Raw genomic sequence first — 25,672 nt, forward strand, 5'->3', positions numbered from 1 at the left:
GGTGTCGAACATCTGCGGCACCATAGTGGCCACCCCAGGAATGGGTAAAACTTTGCTCGGCATTTCCGCTGCGCATTGTTCACCCGCGTACCATCCCCGCCCTGCCCGGGCGGGGCGCCAACCGAGCGCGCGTGGAGGCCCTCTCCGGCCCGGCATGGACAGGGCAACTCGCGCTGGAGCACGTGGCATTGGCCCTCTTGGTGAGGGATGTCCGACGCTGGCGAAAGAGGCGGGAATTTCGCCGCTTTGTTGGTGATTTGTCCGCAGGTCCGGGGTGCGTCGAAGATATGCAGAATTCCCGTTAGCAATGTTGTTGTAAGGGGCACCAGGGTAGGAGATCCGGCCGAATTTATGCGGTGTCTATCGGACACCCGATGCCCGCCGGACCGCCCGGTACGCCCGAAAACCGGGCCTGCCATCACTCCCGGAGGCGATTCGGGCCCCCGGACCGGAGCCCGGAAAGGCCGTCCGAGCAGCATGCGCGGTTGGCCAATGATTCGTCACCTGGCTCCAACCATCACTCACTTGGTGGCACGATGGTTCAGGTGGGGGTGTGCGGGGCCGTGCTCCTCCCCGGGCCGGAGAGACGTGTTGCGACCGAGGGCGAGGGATCAGTCGTGGTTATTTCCCTGTCTGTTGTGCTGCTGGTTGGCATAATTTTGGCGTTTATCTTCAGGGCTGGGAAGATCAAGGCAGGGCCCATGCTCGTCGCCATGCTCTTCGGCTTCCTCCTCGCCTCGACCGATGCCTCCCCGGACATCCAGGAGTTCCTGGACAACGTGGCCGAGGGCATCAGCGACATCGAGTTCTAGCCGGGCGTCCCGCGTCCGCCGTGTGCGCCCGCGAGGGCGTGACGCGGCGGAGCGCGCGGCCGGCTCGGCGTACGTCACCGGCGTGCGCCACGGCGCGAGCGGGCCGCCCCCGCGTCCGGTGCTGGTCCGCGCACGCGGACCGGCCGGCCGGGGAGTGTCGGAGTACGGGGGAGTCTCCCCACGTCGCGCTCCCGGCACAAGGGGCAGCACACGGGCAACTGGCCCGCCCGTCTCTCCGGTGTCCCGATTCCTCGGTTTCGCGCCCGCCGGGCCGCGTCGTCACCTCGCGCACCGGGCCATCCCTCCCGTGGGCCCGCCGCTCCGCGAGCCGTGTCACGCCACGTCGCCGCGGCCGAGTCCCCCGCCCCACGCGGCCCAAACGCGGCGGAGCGCCAGCGAACCCGGCGCGGACACCGTCGCCCCCTCGTGACCGGTCGCCTGGACTGCGGCGGCCCGCATGACGCGCACGGCCCTCCGCCCGGCCGGAGGGCCCGCGCGGTGAGCGCGACGCCAACGGCCCGGCGGCGGAGGATCCGCACGCCGGGCCGTTGGGCAGGCAGTGGAGCGGGCGACGGGAATCGAACCCGCGTAGCCAGTTTGGAAGACTGGGGCTCTACCATTGAGCTACGCCCGCGCGCCACCGGTGAGGTGGGGTGATCGCCGCGGCGACCGCCGAAAACACCGGCCCGTACGAGCCCTCGCGGGCCCGGCCGTGGCACGAGGTGCATCGTAGCGGGTCAGCCCCGCCCCGCGCACACTTCGCCTGATCGCGGGAATAAGTGGCAGCCGACAGTCCGATCGGCATGTACCCTACGTGTCGCACCGGCGGGGTGTGGCGCAGCTTGGTAGCGCGTCCGCTTTGGGAGCGGAAGGTCGTCGGTTCGAATCCGGCCACCCCGACCAGCATCACCTCGAACGCCGCCCAGGCCACGGTCCGGGCGGCGTGTCGTTCGTACGGCGCAGCCCGTCGGCGCCGATTCGCCCGCCTCGCCGCGGGTCCGACCGGGGGTCGGGCGGTGGCTGTGAACGGGCATGATCCCGTTAGGGGGCTGCTCTCGCTTGCGGTTACTATGCAAGCTGCGCGCCTGTGTCTGTGATGACGGGAATGGGCCCGCCCCTGGTATCCCCTGGTAATACGGCGGGCGCTTCGCCAAGGGGCGCGATCCGCAGCGTCGCCGCGCCAACCACACGTCGCAGCACGCGCAGGCACGCACATGAAGAGCCACACTCAGAAGAACCCGAAGACCCCAAGAAGTCAGCCCCAAGGAGACCGAACCGTGAAGAGCGCCGTGGAGACCCTGAACCCGACTCGGGTTCGGCTCACTGTCGAGGTGCCCTTCGAGGAGCTCAAGCCCAGCCTCGACGCGGCGTACAAGAAGATCAACCAGCAGGTCACGGTGGCGGGCTTCCGCAAGGGCAAGATCCCGGCCCGGGTCATCGACCAGCGGTTCGGCCGTGGCGCCGTGCTGGAGGAGGCCGTCAACGACGCGCTCCCGAAGTTCTACACCGAGGCGGTCAACGAGGGTGAGCTGAACGTCCTCGGCCAGCCCGAGGTGGACATCACCGAGCTGAAGGACGGCGAGCTGCTGGCCTTCACCGCCGAGGTGGACGTCCGCCCCGAGGTCGAGATCCCGGACTACTCCGGCATCGAGGTCACCGTCGACGCGGTCGAGGTCTCCGACGAGGACGTCGACAAGTCGGTCGAGCAGCTCCGCGACCGCTTCGCCACCACCTCCGTGGTCGACCGCCCCGCCGCCGAGGGCGACACCCTCACGATCGACCTTGAGGCCAGGGTCGACGGCGAGGTGCTGGAGGACGGCGTCGCCTCGGGCGTCTCGTACACCATCGGCTCCGGCCAGCTCCTCGACGGCATCGACGAGGCCGTCACCGGCGTCTCCGCCGGCGGCACCGCCACCTTCACCTCCGAGCTCAAGGGCGGCTCCGCCGAGGGCAAGGAGGCCGAGGTCAAGGTCGAGGTCACCGAGGTCAAGTCCCGCGAACTGCCCGCGCTGGACGACGAGTTCGCGCAGCTCGCGAGCGAGTTCGACACGCTGGAGGAGCTGCGCGCCGACAGCCGCAAGCGCCTTGAGCAGATGAAGAAGTACGAGCAGGCCACCCAGGCCCAGGAGAAGGTGCTCGACGCCCTCCTGGAGCTGGCCGAGATCCCGATCCCGGAGAAGCTCCTCCAGGACGAGATCGAGACCCGCAAGCACAACCTGGTCAACCACCAGCTCGGCCAGATGGGCCTCGACCTCAAGAAGTACCTGGAGATCCAGGGCAAGACCGAGGAAGAGTTCGACGCGGAGACCAAGGAGCAGGCGGAGAAGGGCATCAAGACCCAGTTCCTCCTGGACGAGCTGGTCAGCAAGGAGGAGCTGCAGGTCGGCCAGGAAGAGCTGACCGAGCACCTGATGCGCCGCGCGCAGTCCTCCGGCATGAGCCCCGACCAGTTCGCGCAGGCCGTGGTCGAGGGTGGCCAGGTGCCGATGCTCGTCGGCGAGGTCGCCCGTGGTAAGGCCCTCGCGGTCGTGGTCGAGGCCGCCAAGGTCACCGACAGCAACGGCGAGGTCGTCGACCTGGAAGACGAGGACGACACCGACGAGACCGCCGAGACCGTCGAGGCCGGTGGCGAGGAGGCGGCCGAGGGCGCCGACGCGCCGGAGGCCAAGGCCGACGCCAAGGCCGACGAGAAGGCCGAGGAGAAGACCGAGGGCTGAGCCCCGGCCTGATCCCCGGCGAGGGACACCACGGCACGGGTCCGGACGCACACGCGTCCGGACCCGTGTCCGTCCCCGCCCGCGCGGGCCGGCCCGCGATCGACACACCGGGTCCCCCGGCGCACACCCGTACGACCGCCTCCGAGCGGGGCCACGGGCGGGTGCCGGAAGCCGGCCGGGCGGGGCTGTGCGGCCGTCCGCCGGCCCGTCGGGGCCCGTTCGCCTTTCCCGGCCGGCGCGCGGGCCGACCGGCGCTCCACCGGGCGCACAGCGCCCCGTAGCCTGCGCTCACAGCGAACAGTTCCGGATGCGGGATGGCGTTGTCCGACCTGCGCGTTAGGGTCCGTAGATACGAGGGCAGGGGTGGCGCCACGGAAAGCCCCGGAGGGTGTGGGGCGGGCTCCATGCGCCGCTTGATCCCTGTCCGCACGAAGACGCTGAGACGGCTCGCGGCCGTCGAATCAACGAGCAGGTGGATACGTGACGAATCTGATGCCTTCCGCCGCCGGCGAGCCGACCGTCGGCGGCGGCCTCGGCGACCAGGTCTACAACCGGTTGCTCGGGGAGCGGATCATCTTCCTCGGCCAGCCGGTCGACGACGACATCGCCAACAAGATCACCGCGCAGCTGCTCCTGCTCGCCGCGGACCCTGACAAGGACATCAACCTCTACATCAACAGCCCGGGCGGCTCCATCTCGGCGGGCATGGCGATCTACGACACCATGCAGTTCATCCCGAACGACGTGGTCACCATCGCCATGGGCCTCGCCGCTTCGATGGGCCAGTTCCTGCTCAGCGCGGGCACCCCGGGCAAGCGGTTCGCGCTGCCGAACGCCGAGATCCTGATCCACCAGCCCTCCGCCGGCCTGGCGGGTTCGGCCTCCGACATCAAGATCCACGCCGAGCGGCTGCTGCACACGAAGAAGCGGATGGCGGAGCTGACCGCCTTCCACACCGGCCAGACCGTCGAGCAGATCACCCGCGACTCCGACCGCGACCGCTGGTTCTCCGCCGAGGAGGCCAAGGAGTACGGCCTGATCGACGACGTCATGGCCTCCGCCGCGAGCGTTCCGGGCGGCGGCGGCACCGGGGCCTGAGCGGCACCCGAGCTTCCCCTTCCAGCCCACCGAACGCCATCAGGATGGTGAACACGCAGATGAACATCAACGCCGGTAGCGGTCTGTACCAGGGCCCGGCCGCCGAGTCCCGGTACGTCGTCCCGCGCTTCGTGGAGCGCACCTCGCAGGGCGTGCGCGAGTACGACCCGTACGCCAAGCTCTTCGAAGAGCGGGTCATCTTCCTCGGCGTCCAGATCGACGACGCCTCCGCCAACGACGTCATGGCGCAGCTGCTGTGCCTGGAGTCGATGGACCCCGACCGCGACATCTCGATCTACATCAACTCGCCCGGCGGCTCGTTCACCGCGCTGACGGCTATCTACGACACGATGCAGTTCGTCAAGCCCGACATCCAGACGGTGTGCATGGGACAGGCGGCGTCCGCCGCGGCCGTGCTGCTCGCGGCCGGCACGCCCGGCAAGCGGATGGCGCTGCCCAACGCCCGCATCCTGATCCACCAGCCGTACAGCGAGACCGGCCGCGGCCAGGTCTCCGACCTGGAGATCGCGGCCAACGAGATCCTGCGGATGCGCTCGCAGCTCGAGGAGATGCTGGCCAAGCACTCCACGACGCCGATCGAGAAGATCCGCGACGACATCGAGCGCGACAAGATCCTCACCGCTGACGAGTCGCTGGCGTACGGTCTGGTGGACCAGATCGTCTCGACCCGCAAGAGTTCCGTTTCGGTTTGATCCCGCCGCGTCGGGAGCGGTCCCTCTTGGCGTGCACTCGATGCCGTGTGGATCGAGTCGCGCCAAGGGGGGCCCGCACGGGGGCCCCGGCAAGGTACCGTCGATAGGCAAGCACCCGGGTCTGCGCAAGCGTTGCAGATCCCAGGCGAAGGGGAAGCACCTCGTGGCACGCATCGGTGACGGCGGCGACCTGCTCAAGTGCTCGTTCTGTGGGAAGAGCCAGAAGCAGGTGAAGAAGCTCATCGCAGGCCCCGGTGTGTACATCTGCGACGAGTGCATCGATCTCTGCAACGAGATCATCGAGGAGGAGCTCGCGGAGACCTCCGAGGTCCGCTGGGAGGAACTTCCCAAGCCGCGCGAGATCTACGAGTTCCTCGAGGGCTACGTCGTCGGCCAGGAGGCCGCGAAGAAGGCGCTCTCGGTGGCCGTCTACAACCACTACAAGCGCGTTCAGGCGGGCGAGGCGGCCAGCAGCCGCGACGACGGCATCGAGCTGTCGAAGTCCAACATCCTGCTGCTCGGCCCGACCGGCTCCGGCAAGACGCTGCTGGCGCAGACGCTGGCCCGGATGCTCAACGTGCCGTTCGCCATCGCCGACGCCACCGCCCTCACCGAGGCGGGGTACGTGGGCGAGGACGTCGAGAACATCCTGCTCAAGCTGATCCAGGCCGCTGACTACGACGTCAAGAAGGCCGAGACCGGGATCATCTACATCGACGAGATCGACAAGGTCGCCCGCAAGAGCGAGAACCCGTCGATCACCCGCGACGTCAGCGGCGAGGGCGTGCAGCAGGCGCTGCTGAAGATCCTGGAGGGCACCACGGCCTCCGTCCCGCCGCAGGGTGGACGCAAGCACCCGCACCAGGAGTTCATCCAGATCGACACGACGAACGTGCTGTTCATCGTGGGTGGCGCGTTCGCCGGCCTGGAGAAGATCATCGAGTCCCGGGCGGGCGCCAAGGGCATCGGCTTCGGGGCCACCATCCGCTCCAAGCGCGAGATCGAGGCCAGCGACCAGTTCCAGGAGGTCATGCCGGAGGACCTGGTGAAGTTCGGGATGATCCCCGAGTTCATCGGCCGCCTCCCCGTCATCACCTCGGTGCACAACCTCGACCGCGAGGCGCTGCTCCAGATCCTGGTCGAGCCGCGCAACGCGCTCGTCAAGCAGTACCAGCGGCTGTTCGAACTCGACGGCGTGGAGCTGGAGTTCGACCGCCCGGCCCTGGAGGCCATCGCCGACCAGGCCATCCTGCGCGGCACCGGCGCCCGTGGCCTGCGCGCCATCATGGAGGAGGTCCTCCAGTCGGTGATGTACGAGGTGCCGTCCCGCAAGGACGTGGCCCGCGTCGTCATCACCGAGGAGGTCGTCCACTCGCACGTGAACCCGACCCTGGTGCCGCGCGAGCCGCGCATCGTCGGCAAGGACGAGCGGCACGAGAAGAGCGCGTAGCGCGCGCTGTTCACTCAGCGACGCGCGAGGGGCGCCCGGCCAACTGGCTGGGCGCCCCTCGCGCGTGACGGCATGTCAGGTGGGAGGTCGGTGCCTCACTTCGGCGCGCGGGCGTCCTTGTAGACCTGGGCGGTGACGTCGGCGACGGCGCTGAGGTCGGCGGCGCCGGGGTTGGTGACGAGGGCCGGATCGCCGTAGATGACGGAGCCGAGCGTGCTGGAGTCGCCCCAGGCGCACGTCTGGATCGGCACCGAGTTCGACTTGACCACCTGACACTTGACGACGACGCCGTCGAGGCCGGCCGGGGTGAACTCCTGTGGAGTCCCCTGCGGCTCGGCGCTCCCGCTCGTGCGCATCTTCTGGAAGTACCAGTCGACGCTGCCCTCCGGGTCGGTGGACGTGCCGTACGCGCCGACGAGCGTGAGCCTCTTGGCGTTTCCCTGGTGGTACTCCGCCGAGACCGACCCTTCGGTGGTGAAGCCCGTCGGCTCCTCGCCGTCCCGGCCGGTGCTGTTCTTCGGTTCGCCCTTGCGCTGGAAGTCGCCCGCGACCGTCAGCGGCGTCGTCAGCTTGTACTGCTGGGCGGGCTCGGTCACCGGCGGCTGCTCTTCATCGGTGCCACCCGTGCCACCCGTCCCGCCCGAACCCTGCTGGCCGCCGGTGTCGCCGACGACGGTGTCCTTCTTCTTGTCCTTGGCCGAATCGCCGTCGCTGTCGCCCCCGTTGAACAACAGCACCCCGCCGACGACCGCCGCGCAGGCCACGACCGCGCCCACGACGATGCCGACCGTCTTGTTCCCGCTGCCCCCACCCCGCGGCGGCATCGGCGGGCCCGGCTGCTGGTACGGGCCCACCTGCCCGTACGGCCCTGGCTGCTGCTGCGGGTAGCCGTAGCCCTGCGGGGGCTGGCCGTACGGGCCGGGCGGGGGTGGCTGCTGCGGGTAGCCGTAGCCCGGGTCGCCAGCCGCGCCGCCCTGGCCGTAGGGCCCCGGCTGTGGGGGCTGCTGGGGCTGCTGTCCGTAGGGGCCGGGCTGGTGGTAGCTCATGGGTTCCCTCGTTCTGCTGCGTACGGTGTCGCGGCTGGTAGGAGCGGTGGCTGGGCACGGCGTGGGAGGGGCCGGGGCCGCGCGGGAGGGCGGGCCTCGGCTGCCGTGGTGCCGACGGGATCGCGCGGAACCCGCTGACGTGAGCCGGTCAGCCGGCCTCGACGCGGGCGTCCGAGCGGACCTCGGCGGCGAGCCCCGCCGCCTCGTTCAGCGTCATACCGGCGCCGGTGACCAGGGCCGCCGGGTCCGCCATGACCGTCACGCCGACGGTGCTCTCGTCACCCCAGACGCAGGCGGGGGCCGTGATGGCTCCCTTGGGAGAGGTGAATTTCAGCTCCTGGCACTTGAGCACGTCGCCGTCGAAGCCGTCCGGGGAGAACTTCTGCGGGCTGCCGACCGTTTCGGCCGTGCCGTCCTCGACGAGTGCCTTGGTGATGACGGCGAGCGCGAGGTCCGCCGCCCGGTTCGGGTCGGTCACCTTCCCCCACACGCCGCTGAACTGGAGCTTCTTCTGGCCGGGCGTCTGGTAGTTGGCCGAGACCGGGTGCGCGTCCTCGACCACCGGCATCTCCTTGAGCTGCGCCTTGCCCGCGGGGGTCAGGTTGCTCTCGTCCTTGCCCTCGCCGACGCGCTGGTAGTCGCCCGCCACGGTCTGCGGCGTGCTCAGCTCGTACGCGGTGTCCTCGTTGTCGGCGAAGAGCAGGTAGCCGCCGACCGCGGCGGCCACCACCGCGAGGGCCGCGCCGATGGCCAGCCCCGTCTTCCGGCGCCCACCCCCGCCGTTCCCACCCGGGGTCGGCGGCCCGTACGGAGCGGGCTGCGGCTGCATCGGCTGCACCGGCTGCATCGACTGCGTGGCCTGCATCGGCTGCTGCGGGAAGGCGGGCTGTGGCTGGGCGTACGGGCCCTGCGCGTACGGCGCGCCCGGCTGCGTGTACGGGTTCGGGTTCGGCTGGGGCTGGGGCTGCTGGGGGGCCGAATGGCCGTAGCCGCCCTGGCCGTAGCCGCCGCCCTGGGCGTACGGGTTCGGCTGCTGCTGGGGCGCGGGGTGGCCGTAGCCGCCGGGCTGCGCGGGTGGGGCCGGCTGGGCCTGCGGGCCCAGGGCGGCGGGGTAGCCGTAACCCGGCTGGCCCGCGTACGGGTTGGGCGCCTGCGGCTGGCCACCAGCGTTGCCGTACGGCCCGGGTTGCTCGCCGTAGGGGCCTGACTGCGGCTGGTGGTGGCTCATAGGGCGTCTCCCCGGTGTGTCGAAGGCCACGCGCGACAGTCGCGCCTCACTCAGCATCCTCCCGGACGCCGTGAGGCGCCCTCACCCCGGGGCGCGCAACGGGTTCGTAACAGCCTGCGGTGGGACCGTAGAATCGGCTCGTGACCGACAACACTCAGCGCCCGCACGACGGGCACAACAGCCCCGCCCCCGAACTGCCGACCCAGTACGCGCCGGCCGACGTAGAGGGGAAGCTGTACGAGCGCTGGGTAGAGCGTGGCTACTTCGAGGCGGACGCGGCGAGCGAGAAGCCGCCGTTCACGGTCGTCATCCCGCCGCCCAACGTCACCGGCAGCCTGCACCTGGGCCACGCCTTCGAGCACACGCTGATCGACGCCGCCACCCGCCGCAAGCGGATGCAGGGCTTCGAGACGCTGTGGCAGCCCGGCATGGACCACGCCGGCATCGCGACGCAGAACGTCGTGGAGCGCGAGCTGGCCAAGGACGGCAAGTCGCGGCACGACCTGGGGCGCGAGGCGTTCATCGAGCGCGTCTGGCAGTGGAAGGACGAGTCCGGCGGGCAGATCTCCGGCCAGATGCGCCGCCTCGGCGACGGCGTGGCCTGGTCGCGCGAGCGCTTCACGATGGACGAGGGGCTCTCCCGCGCCGTCCAGACGATCTTCAAGAAGCTCTACGACGACGAGCTGGTCTACCGCGCCGAGCGCATCATCAACTGGTGCCCGCGCTGCCTGACGGCCATCTCCGACATCGAGGTGGAGTACCAGGAGGACGACGGCGAGCTGGTCTCCATCCGGTACGGCGAGGGCGAGGCGTCCGTCGTGGTGGCCACCACCCGCGCCGAGACGATGCTCGGTGACACCGCCGTCGCCGTCCACCCGGACGACGAGCGCTACCGCCACCTGGTCGGCACCGAGATCGAGCTGCCGCTGACCGGCCGCCGCATCCCCGTCGTCGCCGACGCGCACGTCGACCCGGAGTTCGGCACCGGCGCGGTCAAGGTCACCCCGGCCCACGACCCGAACGACTTCGAGATCGGCCAGCGGCACGGCCTGCCCATGCCCGCCGTCCTGGACGAGCGCGGCGTGATCACCGCGCACGGCCCGTTCCAGGGGCTCGACCGCTTCGAGGCCCGCAGCGCCATCGTCGGCGCGCTGCGCGCCGAGGGCCGTGTCGTCGCCGAGAAGCGCCCGTACAAGCACTCGGTCGGGCACTGCTCGCGCTGCAAGACCACCATCGAGCCCAGGCTCTCGATGCAGTGGTGGGTCAAGGTCGGCCCGCTGGCCAAGCCCGCCGGCGACGCGGTGCGCGACGGCCGGGTCGCGATCCACCCGGAGGAGATGACCAAGCGGTACTTCGACTGGGTGGACAACCTGCACGACTGGTGCATCTCGCGCCAGCTCTGGTGGGGCCACCGCATCCCGGTCTGGTACGGGCCGAACGGCGAGATGGTCTGCGTCGGGCCGGACGAGGAGCCGCCGACGGGCGAGGGCTGGCACCAGGAGACCGACGTCCTGGACACCTGGTTCTCCTCCGGCCTGTGGCCGTTCTCCACGCTCGGCTGGCCGGAGCGGACCGAGAGCGTCGAGAAGTTCTACCCGAACTCCATCCTGGTCACCGGCTACGACATCCTGTTCTTCTGGGTCGTGCGGATGATGATGTTCGGCATGTACGCGATGGACGGCACGCCGCCGTTCCAGACGATCGTGCTGCACGGCATGGTCCGCGACCAGTTCGGCAAGAAGATGTCCAAGTCCTTCGGCAACGCGGTCAACCCGCTGGACTGGATGGACACCTACGGCTCCGACGCCGTCCGCTTCACCCTGGCCCGTGGCGCCAACCCCGGCACCGACGTGCCGATCGGCGAGGACTGGGTGCAGGGCTCGCGCAACTTCGCCAACAAGATCTGGAACGCGACGCGCTTCGCGCTGATGAACGGCGCCACGGTCGACGGCCCGCTGCCGGCCCCCGAGGAGCTGTCGGCGGCCGACCGGTGGATCCTCTCCCGGCTGAACACGGTCGTCGCCGAGGTGGACGCGTACTACGACGACTACCAGTTCGCCAAGCTCTCGGACGCGCTGTTCCACTTCGCGTGGGACGAGGTCTTCGACTGGTACGTGGAGCTGTCCAAGACCACCTTCCAGGCCGGCGGTCCGGCCGCCGACGTCTCGCGGCGGGTGCTCGGTGAGGTCCTGGACGTGACGTTGCGGCTGCTGCACCCGATCGTCCCGTTCGTCACGGAGACCCTGTGGACCGCGCTGACCGGCGGCGAGTCCCTCGTCGTCGCGCAGTGGCCGGCCGACGGCGGGTTCCGGGACGCGGCGGCCGAGCGGGAGATCGCGGTGGTCCAGGAGCTGGTCACCGAGGTCCGCAGGTTCCGCGCCGACCAGGGTCTCCAGCCGGGCCAGAAGGTGCCGGCCCGGCTCGACCTGACGGGCACCGCGCTCGCCCCGCACGAGGCGGCGATCCGCTCGCTGCTGCGGCTCCAGCCCGAGGGCGAGGGCTTCACGGCGACCGCGTCGCTGCCGGTCGTGGGCGCCACGGTGGCGCTCGACCTGTCCGGCACCATCGACGTGGCGGCCGAGCGCAAGCGGCTGGCCAAGGACCTGGCCGCGGCGGAGAAGGAGAAGGCGCAGGCGACCGGGAAGCTCGGCAACGAGGCGTTCCTCGGCAAGGCGCCGGAGCCGGTGGTCGACAAGATCCGCAAGCGGCTCGCCACGGCCGAGGAGGACATCGTCCGCATCACGGCCCAGCTCGCGGCGCTGCCCGAGGCGTAACCGCCCGGCCGGCCGAACGGCGCGAGCACGGGCAACCCGTACGAGGGGTCCCGCACCGAACACGGTGCGGGGCCCCTCGCGCGTGCGGCGACGTGCTTCGGCGGCGGGGCCCGGCTCGCGACGGGGGCCGGGCCCGGCCGCGCTCGGCCCCCGGCCCGCACGTGGGTGGCCCGGCGCGCGCCCGGTGTCCGACCCGCCTCGTAGACTGGCGCCGTGAGTGAGCGCCCCCCGAGTGACGAATCCGAGCCCGACGGGCTCGACGCCTTCGACGAGATCATTGAGGCCGAGACCGAGCGCGACCCCGACCTCGCCGTGATCGAGGCGGGCAGTCGCACCCTGCGTGCCCAGGCCGGCCCGCCCCAGGACGACGGCGTGCCGTCCCGACCCCAGGATCCCGAGCTGGACCGCGCGCTGCGCGAGGTCGAGACGGAGCTGGCCAGCCGCTGGGGTGAGACCAAGCTCGACCCGTCGGTGCAGCGCATCAAGGCGATCCTGGACATCCTCGGCGAGCCGCAGCGCGCGTACCCGGCGATCCACATCACCGGCACCAACGGCAAGACCAGCACGGCCCGGATGATCGAGGCCCTGCTCGGCGCCTTCGAGCTGCGCACCGGTCGGTACACCAGCCCCCACGTGCAGTCGATCACCGAGCGGATCAGCCTGGACGGCGCCCCGATCTCCGCCGAGCGGTTCATCGAGACGTACCGGGACATCCAGCCGTACGTGGAGATGACCGACGCCCAGCAGGAGTTCCGGCTCTCCTTCTTCGAGGTGCTGACGGCGATGGCGTACGCGGCGTTCGCCGACGCGCCGGTCGACGTCGCGGTGGTCGAGGTCGGCATGGGCGGCACCTGGGACGCGACCAACGTCATCGACGCGGCGGTCGCCGTCGTCACCCCGATCTCGCTGGACCACACGGACCGGCTCGGCAGCACGCACGAGGCGATCGCCACCGAGAAGGCGGGGATCATCAAGGCCCGGGAGGGGGCCGACGGCGCCGCAGGGGCGACGGTGGTCCTCGCCCAACAGCCGGTGGAGGCCGCGTCGGTGCTGCTCAAGCGGGCCGTCGAGGTGGATGCCACGGTGGCCAGGGAGGGCATGGAGTTCGGCGTGCTGAACCGGGAGGTCGCGGTCGGGGGCCAGCTCCTGACGCTGCGCGGCCTCGGCGGCGAGTACCCGGACCTCTTCCTCCCGCTGCACGGCGCGCACATGGCGCACAACGCGGCCGTGGCGCTCGCCGCCGTCGAGGCGTTCTTCGGCATCGGCTCGCAGCACGCCAGGACGCTCGACCTGGACACGGTGCGGGCGGCGTTCGCGGGCGTCAGCTCGCCCGGCCGGCTTGAGGTGGTGCGTCGCAGCCCGACCGTGGTGCTGGACGCGGCGCACAACCCGGGGGGCGCGCGGGCCGCGGCCGAGGCGGTCACCGAGGCGTTCGCCTTCAGCCGGCTGATCGGCGTGGTCGCGTGCAGCACGGGCAAGGACGTGCGCGGCCTCCTGGAGGCGTTCGAGCCGCTGTTCACCGAGATCGTGGTGACGCGGTACGCGCACGACCGGGCGCTCGACGTGGACGAACTGGCGGCCGTCGCCGTCGAGGTCTTCGGCCCCGACCGGGTGCAGGTCGAGCCGCGCCTGGACGAGGCGATCGACGTCGCCGTCACGCTCGCCGAGGAGGAGGGCGAGTTCTCCAGTGCCGGCGTGCTGATCACCGGCTCCGTCATCACCGTGGGCGAGGCCCGGCTGCTGCTCGGAAGGGAGTAAGAGCATGCGAACGCTGCGCACCCTGTGTGCGTCCACCCTGATCTGTGAGTTCTTCGTCATCGGCTTCGCGGGCCTGGTCGCCATGAAGCTCTCCGACCTGTCCATGGGCACGGTGTGGACGGTCAGTGGCATCGCCATGGGTCTGTGCGTGCTGCTGTCCGGGATGCTGCGCTGGCCGTGGGCGCTCCAGGTCGGCTGGGTGTTGCAGATCGGGCTGGTGCTGAGCGGCTTCGTGGTGCCGGTGATGTTCTTCCTGGGCCTGGCGTTCGCCGGCCTGTGGTGGGCGTCCATCCACTACGGGCGGCACATCGACGAGGCCAAGGCGCGCTTCGCGGCGATGGACGAGGCCGCCCGCGAGCTGGCCGAGGCGCGCGCCGCGGCCGGCGGGACCGGGAACGTCGACGAGGCCGGCGGCGCCGACGCGGCCGACGATGCCCGTGAGGCCCGTGAGGTCAGCGAGCCCGGTGCGGCCGGCGGGGCCACGGCGCCGCGGCAGCGGGCGGCGGCGGACGCGGACGCGACGCGCCCGGCGTCCGACCCCGCGTAGCGTCGGGGCGCGTCGCGCGTGGCCCGGCCGGCCGCGCGCGGCGCGTCGGCGTTGGATCATGGCCGGGCCCGGTGCGGGCCCAGGGCGCGCCCCCTGTAGCCTCGGGCCCACCAACCCCCGTTCACACTGCCAAGGAGCCGCGATCATGAGCCAGCGCACCCTCGTCCTTCTCAAGCCCGACGCGGTCAGGCGCGGTCTGGTGGGCGAGATCCTGGGCCGCGTCGAGAACAAGGCCGGGTGGCGGATCGCCGCGCTGGAGCTGCGGACCCTGGAGCGCGAGGTGTTGGAGCAGCACTACGCCGAGCACGTGGGCAAGCCGTTCTACGAGCCGCTCATGGAGTTCATGACCTCCGGGCCGGCCGTGGCCCTGGTGGTCGAGGGCGAGCGGGTGATCGAGGGCGTGCGCACGCTGGCCGGCCCGACCGACCCGATCGCCGCCACCCCCGGCAGCATCCGGGGCGACTTCGGCACCATCGTGCGCGAGAACCTCATTCACGCCTCCGACTCCGAGGAGTCGGCCGAACGGGAGATGAAGATTTTCTTTCCCGGTCTCGCCTGACGAGACGTCGGATATCCGTCGGGTCTCTTCGCCCGACCCACATGGGTGAGCCCGGTTGCCCAGGGGGCGATCGTATTTTTCCGGTTGTCCCCTGGCATATGCCCATCGTTTGAGGGAACGCATCGCCGCGACACGACGTCTCCATAAGTAGAGGACGGACCCGTGTTCCGCCGACAATGGCGGTGACTCCCTCGCGCTGTACCGCGGCGAGCGAGACTACGATGGAACCTTCCGCGCCTCGTAAGCGCACACATCACGCCTACCTCAAGCAAGCATTCGCTCAAGTTGGGAAGGCCAGACGCATCCTCATGGGGAACAAGATGTCGTTCATCGGCCGTGACATGGCTGTCGACCTCGGGACCGCCAACACGCTGGTTTACGTCAGAGGCCGCGGGATCGTCCTCAACGAGCCTTCTGTTGTCGCGATCAACACCAACACCGGTGGGATTCTCGCGGTGGGCGCGGAAGCGAAGAAGATGATCGGCCGTACGCCGGGGAACATCGTCGCCGTGCGGCCCCTGAAGGATGGCGTTATCGCCGACTTCGAGATCACTGAGCGGATGCTCCGCTATTTCATTCTTAAGATCCACAAGCGCCGTTATCTGGCCCGGCCGCGCGTCGTGGTCTGCGTGCCGAGCGGAATCACCGGAGTCGAGCGGCGCGCCGTCATCGAGGCGTCCACCCAGGCCGGGGCGCGCCAGGTGCACATCATCGAGGAGCCGATGGCGGCGGCGATCGGCTCCGGCCTCCCGGTGCACGAGGCCACCGGCAACATGGTCGTGGACATCGGCGGCGGCACCACCGAGGTCGCCGTCATCTCGCTGGGCGGAATCGTCACGGCGCAGTCCATCCGGGTGGCCGGCGACGAGCTGGACAACGCGATCATCCAGCACATCAAGAAGGAGTACAGCCTGCTCCTCGGCGAGCGCACCGCCGAGAGCATCAAGATCACCATCGGTTCGGCGTACGAGTCCGACCAGGAGGAGCACACCGAGATCCGTGGTCGTGACCTGGTCAGCGGGTTGCCCAAGACGGTCGTCATCTCCGCGACCGAGGTGCGCAAGGCCATCGAGGAGCCGGTCAACTCGATCGTCGACGCCGTCAAGACCACCCTCGACAAGTGCCCGCCCGAGCTGTCCGGCGACGTCATGGACCGCGGCATCGTGCTCACCGGCGGCGGCGCGCTGCTGCGCGGGCTCGACGAGCGGCTGCGCCGCGAGACCGGGATGCCCATCCACATCGCCGAGGACCCGCTGGACTCGGTGGCCCTCGGCTCGGGCAAGTGCGTCGAGGAGTTCGAGGCCCTCCAGCAGGTCCTCGACTCGCAGCCGCGACGCTGAACCAACGGTTGGGTGAACGCGTTCCGCCGCGCGGGTAGCCGCGTCCCGGCGCGGCGGAACCCCCGCATAATGGGTCGCACAAGCCCGTGGGTCGCACAAGCCCAGCCCCCCAGCACACGCCTCGTATCACCGCACCACCGCACCACCGCACCGCCCATCACCGGTACCTCGCGCCCCGCGTCATCCGTACGCCGGAGACCCGCGCGGTACGTACCAGGACCACTCCAGCTCATGACGCGGTCCGTACGGACAGCGTTCGCACTGAGGTAGGACGCCCCGACCGGCCGCCGACCCGAAACCGGCCGGTCCGACGAGGAAGGCACGGCCGCCGTACGTGAGGGACACCCGAGAGAGCCGGCTGCTACTAGTGCTGCTGGTCGCCATCGCGTTCGCACTGATCACTGTGGATATCCGCGGTGGCGAGGACTCCCCGCTCGACCGACCGCGCACGGCGGCCCAGACGGTCTTCGGCCCGGTCGAGGACACCGTGGCCACCGCCGTCGACCCGGTCGGCAACGCGATCGCCGCCATACGGGACTCCGACGAGCGACACGATCGCATCAGCACACTGGAGCGTGAGAACGCCGCACTGAAGCACAGACTCGGCAGTGACGACCGCAACCGCGCCCGCGTCGCCGAGCTCGACAAGATGCTCAAGACCGCCGGCCGAGGCCAGTACGGCATCAAGGGCGCCGAGGTCATCGCGATAGGGGCGGCCCAGGGCTTCTCCTGGACCGTCACCATCGACGCGGGCAGCAACGACGGCATCGCCCGCGACATGACCGTCATCAACGGCGACGGCCTGGTCGGCCGGATCACCACGGTCGGCCCGTCCACGTCCACCGTGCTGCTCGCCAACGACCCCGACTTCACCGTCGGCACCCGGTTGGAGAAGAGCGGCGAGATCGGCTTCGCGAACGGCCAGGGCGACCGGTCGTTGCGCGTGCAACTCCTCAACGGCAAGGCCAAGGTGAAGAAGGGCGATCGCATGGTCACCTTCGGCTCCCGCGCCGACCGCCCGTTCGTGCCCGGCGTCCCGGTCGGCGAGGTGGTCCGGATCGACCCCTCGCGCGGCGATCTCACCCGCACGGTCCAGGTCCGCCCGTACGTCGGCTTCACCAAGCTCGACATCGTCGGCATCGTGGTCAAGCCGCCGCGCACCAACCCGCGCGACGAGGTGCTGCCGCCCAAGCCCGCCAAGAAGCCGACGCCCAAGGTCACCGTCACCGTCACTCCCAGCGCGAACGCAACGCCCGGAGGCGTAGCCCAGTGAAACGCATCGTCCTCTCGGCCTTCCTGGTGGTCGTCGCCCTGATCATCCAGGTCACCGTGTTGGCCCGACTCCAGTTGCCGGGCGCCGTGCCCGACCTGCTGCTCCTGGTCGTCCTCGGGCTCGCCCTCGGCTACGGGCACACCGCGGGCGCCCTCATCGGCTTCGGCGCCGGCCTCCTGGTCGACTTCGCCCCGCCGGCCGACCACGCCGCTGGGCGGTACGCGCTCGTGCTGTGCGTCATCGGCTACCTGGCCGGGCTCGCCAAGCCGGAGAAGGGCCAACCCCGCTCGGCCACCGGGCCGATGCTCGTGGTCGTCGGCGCGGCGATCGGTGCCACGCTGCTGTACGCGGCCGTCGGCGCGCTCGTCGGCGACGACGCGGCCCGCCATGTCGGACTCGGCAAGCTGCTGTTCACCGCCGCCCTCTACGACCTGCTGCTCGCGCCGTTCGTCGTACCGCTGGTGATGGCGATGGCCCGGCGCACCGAGAGCCACCCGCTCAGCGACGGCGGCGGCCCTTCGTCCGGCGGCACCGGGGATCGGTCGCTGAGCTGGCTCTCGCCGGGTTCCGGCGCGGGCGGCGGCTCCGGCGGCTGGGGCAAGGCGGCCCGTTCCGGCAAGCCGGCCCGTATCGGCAAGACCATCCGGCTCGGCAAGTCGGCGCGGATCGCCAGCCCGCGCAGCGACCTGCTGGCCAAGCCCGGCAAGGGCAAGCTCGCGCGCATCAAGGGGGTCAAGCGACTGTGATGCGGCAAGCGTCCGTGCGGGCCGCGCAGGCGGGCCCGCACGAGGACCCGTACCGGCCGCGGGGCCCGAAGCGCGGGGAGTGCGCGGGAGGCGCGGAGAGCGCGGAGAGCGCTGAGAGCGCGGAGAGCGTGGAGAGGGGGACACGATGAGCAACATCCCGGAGACCGGGCGGACCACCCGGGTCACCATCCGCCTGGTGGCCATTCAGATCCTGGTCTTCTCGCTGCTGCTGACGCTCGGCGGACGGCTGTGGTACCTCCAGATCCGCAACGGCGACGAGTACAGCAACCAGGCCAGCAACAACCACGTACAGCAGGTGGTCGAGCCCGCCGTGCGCGGCTCCATCCTGGACGCCAGGGGCGTGCCGCTGGCCGACAACCAGACCCGCCTGGTGGTCTCCGCCAGCCGCACCGAGCTGATGAAGATGGCCGACGACGGCCAGGCCGTGCTCACCCGGCTGGCCGAGGTGCTGGACATGGAGACCAAGGACGTCACCGACAAGGTGCGGCTGTGCGACTCCAAGACCCCGCAGCCCTGCTGGAACGGCTCCCCGTACCAGCCCATCCCGATCACCGACGAGGCCACCACCCAGCAGGCCCTGCAGATCCGCGAGCGGGCCGAGGACTTCCCCGGCATCAGCGCCGAGCCCACCGCCGTGCGCCGCTACGCCGCGCCGGGTGACGCCAACACCGCGCAGGTGCTCGGCTACCTCTCGCCGGTCACCGACGAGGAGATCAAGAAGGCCGAGGACAGCGAGTCGCCGCTGCTGCGCGCCGACCAGATCGGCCGCTCGGGCCTGGAGCGCACCTACGACAGCCAGTTGCGCGGCAAGGCCGGGGTCACCCGGTACGAGGTGGACAACCTCGGTCGCGTCATCGGCAAGGCCAAGAGCGACCGGGCCGTGCCCGGCGCCAACGTCGTCACGAGCATCGACGCCCGCGTGCAGGCCATAGCGGAGAAGGAGCTCGACGCGGCGATGAAGGCCGCCCGCAAGGAGCACGACCGCAACACCAACCAGAACTACAAGGCGGACGCGGGCGCCGTGGTGGTCATGGAGTCCAAGACGGGCCGCATCGTGTCCATGGCCTCCAATCCGACGTACGACCCCAACGCCTGGGTCGGCGGCATCTCCGGCAAGGACTACCAGCGCCTGACCGGCAAGGACTCCAACTACCCGCTGCTCAACCGGGCCATCCAGGGCCAGGCGGCGCCCGGCTCGATCTTCAAGGTGATCTCGGCGACCGCGGCGGTCAACGCGGGCTACGACTTCGACGACAAGTACAACTGCAGCAGCGCCTTCAACATCGGCGGCCAGGTCTTCAAGAACTTCGAGTCCAAGGGCTACGGGCCGATCGACATCGGCCGCGCCCTGGAGGTCTCCTGCGACACGGTCTTCTACGACCTGGCGTACAAGCAGTGGCAGAAGGACGGCGGGAACAAGCCGAAGGACAAGCCGGCCGACTACTTCTACAAGACGGCGCACCAGTTCGGGCTGGGCAAGGAGACCGGCATCGACCTGCCCAACGAGGTCGCGGGCCGGGTGCCGGACCGGAAGTGGAAGAAGGACTACTACGAGGCCAACAAGGACGCGTGGTGCAAGCAGGCGAAGTCCAAGAAGCGGGACTACGTCACCCAGATCGCCCGCGAGAACTGCGCCGAGGGCATGAAGATGCGCGCCGGTGACAACGTCAACTACTCCATCGGGCAGGGCGACACGCTCGTCACGCCGATACAGATGGCGACGATCTACAGCGCGATCAGCAACGGCGGCACGCTCTACGACCCCAGCGTCGGCAAGGCCGTGGTCAGCCCCGACGGCAAGCACGTCAAGGAGATCAAGCCGACCACGCACGGCAAGCTGCCGATGCGCGGCGACACCCGCGACAAGATCGACAAGGCGCTGGCCGGCGTGGTCACCAACGGCTCGGCCGCCTGGAAGTTCGGCGGCTGGCCGCAGGACAAGATCCCGATGCACGCCAAGACCGGCACCGCCGAGGTGCACGGCAAGCAGACGACGTCGTGGTTCGCCTCGTACACCAAGGACTACACGATCGTCATGACGATCTCCCAGGGCGGCACCGGCTCCGGCGCCTCCGGGCCGGCCGTGCGCAACATCTACAGCGCGCTGTACGGCGTGGACGCCAAGGGCGGCATCGACCGCAAGAAGGCACTGCTGCCCTCGCCGCAGAGCAAGCTGCCCACGATCGAGAAGGACGGCACGATCGAGGCGCCGCAGATCAAGCCGCCGAAGAAGGCCGAGCCGGTCGAGACGGCGCCGGTGCTGGCGGCGGGTGAACTGGACCCGCTCGGCCAGCGGCCGATCGCCACGCTGGACGCGGGCGAGAGCCCCGTCTCCGCGCCGACCGCCCTCACTCCGCCGCTCGCGGCGACCGGGAGGCGGGGCCAGTGAGTGCTTCCGACGGTTTCTCCGTCCGCCGCTTCAGCCCGGAACCGGGCGCCTGGGGCAAGCTGACGGCGCGGGACTCGATCGTGCGGCGGCTGGACTGGACGCTGATGATCTCGGCGCTCGCGCTGTCCGCGATGGGCGCCGTGCTGGTCTACTCGGCCACCCGTAACCGCACCGAGCTGACCGGCGGCGACCAGTACTCGTTCCTCTTCCGGCACACCCTCAACACCAGCATCGGCCTGGCCCTGATGGTCGTCACCATCTGGCTCGGCCACCGCACCCTGCGCGGCGCGGTGCCGGTGCTGTACGTGCTGTCGGTGGTCCTGGTGCTCGCGGTGCTCTCGCCGCTGGGCTCGACGGTCAACGGCGCGCACTCCTGGATCCAGCTCCCGGGCGGCTTCTCGCTCCAGCCGTCGGAGTTCACCAAGGTCACCATCATCCTGGGCATGGCGATGCTGCTGGCCGCCAAGGTGGACGCGGGCGACCGGGAGTACCCCGACCACCGCACCGTGCTCCAGTCGCTGGCCATCGCGGCCGTGCCGATCGCGATCGTGCTGCTGATGCCGGACCTCGGCTCGGTGATGGTGATGGCCGTCATCGTGCTGGCGGTGCTGCTGGCCTCCGGCGCCTCCAACCGCTGGATCGCCGGCATCCTCGGCACCGGGTTGCTGGGCATCGTGCTGATCTGGCAGCTCAACATCCTGGACCAGTACCAGATCGACCGGTTCGCCGCGTTCGCCAACCCGGCGCTCGACCCGGCCGGCGTCGGCTACAACACCAACCAGGCCCGCATCGCCATCGGCTCCGGCCAACTGACCGGCTCCGGCCTGTTCAAGGGCAGCCAGACCACCGGCCAGTTCGTCCCCGAGCAGCAGACCGACTTCGTCTTCACGGTGGCTGGCGAGGAACTCGGCTTCCTCGGCGGCGGGCTCATCATCCTGCTCGTGGGCGTCGTGCTCTGGCGCGCCTGCCGCATCGCGCGTGGCGCCCCCGAGCTGTACGGCACGGTCGTCGCGGCCGGCATCATCGCCTGGTTCGCGTTCCAGTCCTTCGAGAACATCGGCATGACGCTCGGCATCATGCCGGTCACCGGCCTGCCGCTGCCCTTCGTCTCGTACGGCGGCACGTCGATGTTCGCCGCGTGGATAGCGATCGGCCTGTTGCAGTCGATCAAGATGCAGCGGCCGATATCGGCCTAGCGGCCGGCCCGCCGCGCGGGCCCGTCGCACCGTCAGCCGCCCCGGCGGCCGTCCCCCGTGGACGGCCGCCGGGGCGGTGGCACGTTGGGGGGCGCCGAGCCGCGAGCCGACCTAGCGGTACGGCGGGGGAGCGGCCGGGGCCGGGTCAGTGCGGCGGCGTGGGGCGGACCGCGAGGACGGCGAGGTCGTCGGCGCTGTCGGCGCCGAGGCCGATGAGGAGTTCGTCGCAGAAGACCTCGAGCGGCTCGCGGGCCAGGGCCGCGGTGTGCCGGCGCAGCCTGGTCATGGAGTGGTCGAGGGGTTCGTCGCGGCGCTCGATGAGGCCGTCGGTGTAGAGCAACAGGGTCGAGTGGGCCGGGAGTTCGCTCCATGCCTCGGTGCGGGCCACGTCCGGGTCCATGCCCAGGAGCAGGCCCGCGCCCTCTTCGAGGAAGCGGGTCTCGCCCTCCGCGGTGGTCAGCAGCGGCGGCACGTGCCCGGCGGAGGAGTAGCGCAGCTCCCAGGGGCCGCCGGGTGGGCCCTTGACGAGGCCGTAGAGGCAGGTGGCGGTGGGCTCGTGGGAGAGGCTGTGGTTGGCCAGGTCCAGGCGGCGCAGGACCACCTGCGGGGGCTCCTCGCGGTCGATGGCGATGCCCCGCAGCATGCTGCGGAGCTGGCTCATCGTGATGGCCGCGTCGAGGTTGTGCCCGGTGACGTCGCCGATGACGACGGCCGTCCCGCCGGAGACGCGGAAGCTGTCGTACCAGTCGCCGCCGACCTGCGCCGTGGTGGAGGAGGCGACGTAGCGGGCGGCCAACTGGAGGTGCTCGACCTCCGGCAGCCTGGGCAGCAGGGAGCGCTGGAGGCGTTCGGCGACGTTCCGGGTGTCCTGGTAGAGCCGGGCGTTGTCCACGCCCAGGGTGAGGGTGCGCACCACGTCGTCGACGAGCGAGAGCACGCCCTTGGTGAAGGGCCGGTCGGGATCGGTGCGGGCCAGCGTCAGCGCCCCGAAGACCTCCCGGCGCGAGCGGAGCGGGGCCACCACGGCGCTGGAGGCCCCCAGCCGCTCGAACAGCTCCCGGTACTGGGCGTCCAACGGGCTGTCGGCTAGACCCGGCGGGAGCGCCTCGGTGAGCAGCAGCGGGCCCGCGCCGCGCAGCACGCGGGCCAGCGGGCCGCGCTCGACGTCGGACAGCGGCGGGAGGCTGCCCTCGTACGCCCGCGGCGTTCGCCCCGGGGGCGGATCGCGGTGGACGACGCAGACCCGGTCCACCCCGGCGTGCTGGCCCAGCAGGTCGACCACGCACCAGTCGGCCAGTTGCCGCGTCACGATGCGGCCCGCCTCCTGCAGACCCTCGCGCAGGTTCGCGGTGTTGCCCAGCGCGCTGCTCAGGCCGGCCAGCAGGGTGAACCGCTCCAGGTCGGACAGCTCGGTGACGGGCTCGGCCGGCCGGGCCTCGGGTCGCGGCGCGGCCGGGGCGGGCGGCCCGCCCGCCTCCGGCGGCGGCGAGGGCAGGCCGCGGGCGGAGGGCTCGCTCGGACTGTCGACAGGCGCGGTCGCCCGGGGGGCCAGTTGGGCGACGAACACGGTGCTGCCGTCGGCCATCTCCTGGGTCTGGATGATCAGCCGGATGGGGACGAGGTGTCCGTCGTGGTGCAGCGCCGGGAGCGGCACCGAGCGGCCCAGGATGTGCGCCTGCCCGGTGAGCAGCAGCGAGGTGAACGCGGCCACGTGGCGCTGGCGCAGGTGCTCGGGCATGAGGGCGGTGAGCCTGCGGCCGATGAGGTCGTCCGCGGACCAGCCGAGCATGTCGGCGGCCGGCCCGTTGGCCGCGATGATGTGGTTGCTCTCGTCGGCGGCGATGGTCGGCACCCTGCTCGACTGGAGGAGGCCGGCGTCCCACGGCACCATCTCGGACGGGCTGAAGCCCGGCCCGTGCGGGACCAGCGTCCACGCGGTGGGCGGCTCGCCGGCGAGCTGGTCGGCGATCTGGTCCAGCAGCCACTGCTGGAAGGCGCGCCGGCGCGGCAGGGCCGGCAGCGTCAGCAGGCGCTCCGCGCGCGCCGCCTCCTCGGCCAGGTCGAGTACCCGGCGCAGGGTCGCCACCGCGGGGCCGGCGTCCGCCGGCACGGTCAGGGGCAGCGAGTGGACGTCGGTCAGCGGCGGGTGTCGCTCCAGGGCGGCGGTGACGCAGGCGCTGACGACGTTGTTCATGTCGTGCGCGACGGCCAGCTCCTCGGGCGGCACGCCGAGGTCGGTCCCGGCGGAGGCCGCGAGGTAGAGCTCGCGCAGCAGCGCGTGCCGGTGCCGCTCGGAGGCCGCGTACAGCGTCCGGGGCAGGTCCACGAGCATCACGGTCTCGCGGGCCGCCACGGGCGGCGGGGCGGTGGGCCGCCACCCGAAGGGCGGCGACGGCGAAGCGTCGGTCCGCAGCTCGAACCAGACCGTCTTGTGGTCGTCCCCGATCTCCACCCCGTGCCGACAGGTGAGCTGCTCGACCACGGCCAGGCCCTGTCCCGTACCGGCGTACGGAGGGCAGGCCCGGGGAGCTAAGCCACGGCCCGGCCGCTGGTCGCTGACCCGCACGCACACCCGGCTGCCCACGGCCCGCACCGACACCTCGATCTCGGTGGCCGCGTGCACCACCGCGTTGGTCACCAGCTCGCTGACCAGGAGCACGGCGGTGTCGACCAACGGCGCGTACGTGCCGTCCAGGGCGCCGCGCACGAAGCGCCGGGCCGTCGCGACGGACTCCGGCCGCTGCGGGAAGCGCCGAACGTGAGCCTGCGGCGGTGCTGGCTTGCCCATGCGTCCACCCTGCCCCACGGCGCGCGTCCCCGCAGTGCGCCCGGCCGCCGCGCTCCGCTGTCGGAAGGACACCGGCGGCATGAGGGGTGGGCGGGCGCTGGATGGATGGGTGGGTGTCGGTGGGTGGGCGGCGCGGTCTACGCGTCCGCCGGCGGCCGGTCGGCGGTGGCGCGGTCGGGGGCGGGGCGGTCGCGGGGGCGCACCAGGAGGTCGCCGAGCGCGGTGCGGCGGTGCCGCACCGCGCGACCGGCGCGGACCGTGGTGATCAGGCCGGCGCCGCGCAGCGCGGCGGCGTGCTCGGACGTGGTGGCGTCGCTCAGGCCGAGGCGGCGGGCCAGTTGGCCGGTGGTGTGGGCCTCGGCGAGCACCAGCAGGGCCTCGTACCGGGCCCGGCCGAGCACCGCGGACAGCGCCCCGGCGCGGTCGCCGGCCGTGGCGGGCGACGGGGGCACGCCGGGGCCGGCCGGGTACGTCACGTACACCGGCTGGCCCGGCAGGTCGGCGACGAGCGGGGCGCCCGACCAGTGGAAGGTCGGCAGCAGCGTCAGGCCGCGGCCGGCCGGGCGCACGTCCGCGTCCCGGTGCGCGGCCAGCTCCCACACGTCCGCGCGGAGCGCGGAGTCGGGCACGGCGGCGCACAGCGCGGCGCCGACGCCCGCCTCGGCCGCCGTCACGGCGTACCGGGTGAACTCCGCCCGGTGCAGGTCCTGCACCAGGGACCAGGCCGGCCGCAGGACCGCCTCGAACGCCGCGTGCTGCGCCTGGCGCAGCACCCGCCAGGCGTCGGGGTCGCCGCGGCGCAGGTCGCGCACCCAGGGCGGGGGCGGCGCGGGATGGGTGGCGTACACGCGGGCCAACTCCGCGCGCACCACGGCCTCGGGGGTGGCGCGCGGGGCGGCGAGGCCCTCGCGCAGGTCGTCGGCGAACACGTCGAGGAAGCTGGGCGCGCGGGCGGCCGGGACCAGGTCGCGCAGCGGGCGGACGGCGTCCGGCAGGCGGTGCAGCAGCCGCTGCCGCCAGGGCCCGTACCGCAGCGCGTCGCCGGGCTGGCACAGCGTCAGCAGCGCGGTGTTCAGCTCCTGGAGCGGGGCGGGGCGCGGCGCGAACCGCACCCGGGCCAGGTCGGCGGCCGTGAGGTGGACCCGGATCACTACTTCCCCCAAGGGCCGCGCGCCAGCTTTTCGGCCAGCGCCGCAACGATCGCCCGCGCCGCCGGC

At 71.4% G+C, this 25,672-nt stretch carries 17 protein-coding genes, 2 tRNA genes and 1 pseudogene; 15 read left to right on the top strand and 5 right to left on the bottom strand.

From position 1 onward, the window contains the following. Window positions 1–617 precede the first annotated feature (617 nt). Window positions 618–812 (top strand): hypothetical protein, encoded by a 195-nt coding sequence (locus tag H7H31_RS24375; protein ID WP_176166046.1) that lies wholly within the window; start codon window positions 618–620, stop codon window positions 810–812. 560 nt (window positions 813–1,372) lie between these two features. Here H7H31_RS24375 and H7H31_RS24380 read toward each other — a convergent pair. Further along, window positions 1,373–1,446: transfer RNA gene (locus tag H7H31_RS24380), tRNA-Gly, on the bottom strand. Between the two features lie 192 nt (window positions 1,447–1,638). Between H7H31_RS24380 and H7H31_RS24385 the strand changes: the two genes are divergently transcribed. The 5 genes from H7H31_RS24385 (at window position 1,639) to clpX (ending at window position 6,790) form a co-directional block, all read left to right on the top strand. Beyond that, window positions 1,639–1,715: transfer RNA gene (locus H7H31_RS24385), tRNA-Pro, on the top strand. A gap of 374 nt (window positions 1,716–2,089) precedes the next feature. Continuing rightward, complete coding sequence (gene tig / locus H7H31_RS24390; RefSeq protein ID WP_187064224.1) at window positions 2,090–3,529, top strand: trigger factor; 1,440 nt, start codon at window positions 2,090–2,092, stop codon at window positions 3,527–3,529. A gap of 480 nt (window positions 3,530–4,009) precedes the next feature. Further along, window positions 4,010–4,627 (top strand): ATP-dependent Clp protease proteolytic subunit, encoded by a 618-nt coding sequence (locus tag H7H31_RS24395; protein ID WP_269475461.1) that lies wholly within the window; start codon window positions 4,010–4,012, stop codon window positions 4,625–4,627. A gap of 47 nt (window positions 4,628–4,674) precedes the next feature. Next, window positions 4,675–5,340 (top strand): ATP-dependent Clp protease proteolytic subunit, encoded by a 666-nt coding sequence (locus tag H7H31_RS24400; protein ID WP_372454601.1) that lies wholly within the window; start codon window positions 4,675–4,677, stop codon window positions 5,338–5,340. Between the two features lie 163 nt (window positions 5,341–5,503). Next, window positions 5,504–6,790, top strand: a complete 1,287-nt coding sequence (gene clpX / locus H7H31_RS24405; protein WP_176161603.1) for an ATP-dependent Clp protease ATP-binding subunit ClpX — start codon at window positions 5,504–5,506, stop codon at window positions 6,788–6,790. A gap of 95 nt (window positions 6,791–6,885) precedes the next feature. On the opposite strand, the gene H7H31_RS24410 is transcribed toward clpX, so the two are convergent. Continuing rightward, entirely contained in the window at window positions 6,886–7,836 is a 951-nt protein-coding gene (locus H7H31_RS24410) for a hypothetical protein (protein ID WP_187118085.1), read from the bottom strand. A gap of 148 nt (window positions 7,837–7,984) precedes the next feature. Beyond that, window positions 7,985–9,064, bottom strand: coding sequence for a hypothetical protein (locus tag H7H31_RS24415; protein ID WP_187118086.1), 1,080 nt, complete (start codon window positions 9,062–9,064; stop codon window positions 7,985–7,987). 140 nt (window positions 9,065–9,204) lie between these two features. Here H7H31_RS24415 and H7H31_RS24420 point away from each other — a divergent pair, with 140 nt between their 5' ends. The 9 genes and pseudogenes from H7H31_RS24420 (at window position 9,205) to rodA (ending at window position 21,667) form a co-directional block, all read left to right on the top strand. Continuing rightward, a complete protein-coding gene (locus H7H31_RS24420) occupies window positions 9,205–11,838 on the top strand; it encodes a valine--tRNA ligase (protein WP_187062422.1) in 2,634 nt (877 codons plus the stop codon). A 213-nt stretch (window positions 11,839–12,051) separates the two neighbouring features. Next, complete coding sequence (folC, locus tag H7H31_RS24425; RefSeq protein WP_187062423.1) at window positions 12,052–13,596, top strand: bifunctional tetrahydrofolate synthase/dihydrofolate synthase; 1,545 nt, start codon at window positions 12,052–12,054, stop codon at window positions 13,594–13,596. Window positions 13,597–13,609: 13 nt separating this feature from the next. Next, window positions 13,610–13,972 (top strand): annotated as a pseudogene (locus tag H7H31_RS24430) (DUF4233 domain-containing protein); the annotation flags it as partial. Between the two features lie 316 nt (window positions 13,973–14,288). Continuing rightward, the gene (ndk, locus tag H7H31_RS24435; protein ID WP_187062424.1) at window positions 14,289–14,702 is read left to right on the top strand and encodes a nucleoside-diphosphate kinase; all 414 of its coding nucleotides are present in this window, start codon (window positions 14,289–14,291) and stop codon (window positions 14,700–14,702) included. Window positions 14,703–15,022: 320 nt separating this feature from the next. After that, window positions 15,023–16,042, top strand: coding sequence for a rod shape-determining protein (locus H7H31_RS24440; protein WP_176166043.1), 1,020 nt, complete (start codon window positions 15,023–15,025; stop codon window positions 16,040–16,042). A gap of 334 nt (window positions 16,043–16,376) precedes the next feature. Continuing rightward, on the top strand, window positions 16,377–17,315 hold the full coding sequence (mreC, locus tag H7H31_RS24445; RefSeq protein WP_187062425.1) for a rod shape-determining protein MreC: 939 nt from the start codon (window positions 16,377–16,379) through the stop codon (window positions 17,313–17,315). Continuing rightward, window positions 17,312–18,061, top strand: a complete 750-nt coding sequence (gene mreD, locus H7H31_RS24450) for a rod shape-determining protein MreD (protein WP_187062426.1) — start codon at window positions 17,312–17,314, stop codon at window positions 18,059–18,061. The genes mreC and mreD overlap by 4 nt, the downstream gene beginning before the upstream one ends. Window positions 18,062–18,206: 145 nt before the next feature. Further along, window positions 18,207–20,471 carry a penicillin-binding protein 2 gene (gene mrdA, locus H7H31_RS24455; RefSeq protein ID WP_187062427.1) on the top strand — a complete coding sequence of 755 codons (2,265 nt, stop codon included), beginning with the start codon at window positions 18,207–18,209 and terminating at the stop codon, window positions 20,469–20,471. After that, the gene (rodA, locus tag H7H31_RS24460) at window positions 20,468–21,667 is read left to right on the top strand and encodes a rod shape-determining protein RodA (protein WP_187062428.1); all 1,200 of its coding nucleotides are present in this window, start codon (window positions 20,468–20,470) and stop codon (window positions 21,665–21,667) included. The genes mrdA and rodA overlap by 4 nt, the downstream gene beginning before the upstream one ends. A gap of 145 nt (window positions 21,668–21,812) precedes the next feature. Here the strand turns inward: rodA and H7H31_RS24465 are convergent, their stop codons facing one another. Together H7H31_RS24465 and H7H31_RS24470 are read right to left on the bottom strand one after the other, a co-directional pair. After that, window positions 21,813–24,455 carry a SpoIIE family protein phosphatase gene (locus H7H31_RS24465; protein ID WP_187062429.1) on the bottom strand — a complete coding sequence of 881 codons (2,643 nt, stop codon included), beginning with the start codon at window positions 24,453–24,455 and terminating at the stop codon, window positions 21,813–21,815. Window positions 24,456–24,592: 137 nt separating this feature from the next. Next, window positions 24,593–25,618 (bottom strand): winged helix-turn-helix domain-containing protein, encoded by a 1,026-nt coding sequence (locus tag H7H31_RS24470; protein WP_254391343.1) that lies wholly within the window; start codon window positions 25,616–25,618, stop codon window positions 24,593–24,595. Window positions 25,619–25,672 lie beyond the last annotated feature (54 nt).

Source organism: Streptomyces buecherae (assembly GCF_014295035.1).
GTDB lineage: Bacteria > Actinomycetota > Actinomycetes > Streptomycetales > Streptomycetaceae > Streptomyces > Streptomyces youssoufiensis.

What these genes read in the sequence shown, in the direction of transcription:
- H7H31_RS24410 (WP_187118085.1), bottom strand. Translation starts at nt 7,836, where the DNA reads ATGAGCTACCACCAGCCCGGCCCCTACGGACAGCAGCCCCAGCAGCCC.
- H7H31_RS24415 (WP_187118086.1), bottom strand. Translation starts at nt 9,064, where the DNA reads ATGAGCCACCACCAGCCGCAGTCAGGCCCCTACGGCGAGCAACCCGGG.
- ndk (WP_187062424.1), top strand. Translation starts at nt 14,289, where the DNA reads ATGAGCCAGCGCACCCTCGTCCTTCTCAAGCCCGACGCGGTCAGGCGC.
- H7H31_RS24440 (WP_176166043.1), top strand. Translation starts at nt 15,023, where the DNA reads ATGTCGTTCATCGGCCGTGACATGGCTGTCGACCTCGGGACCGCCAAC.
- mrdA (WP_187062427.1), top strand. Translation starts at nt 18,207, where the DNA reads ATGAGCAACATCCCGGAGACCGGGCGGACCACCCGGGTCACCATCCGC.
- H7H31_RS24465 (WP_187062429.1), bottom strand. Translation starts at nt 24,455, where the DNA reads ATGGGCAAGCCAGCACCGCCGCAGGCTCACGTTCGGCGCTTCCCGCAG.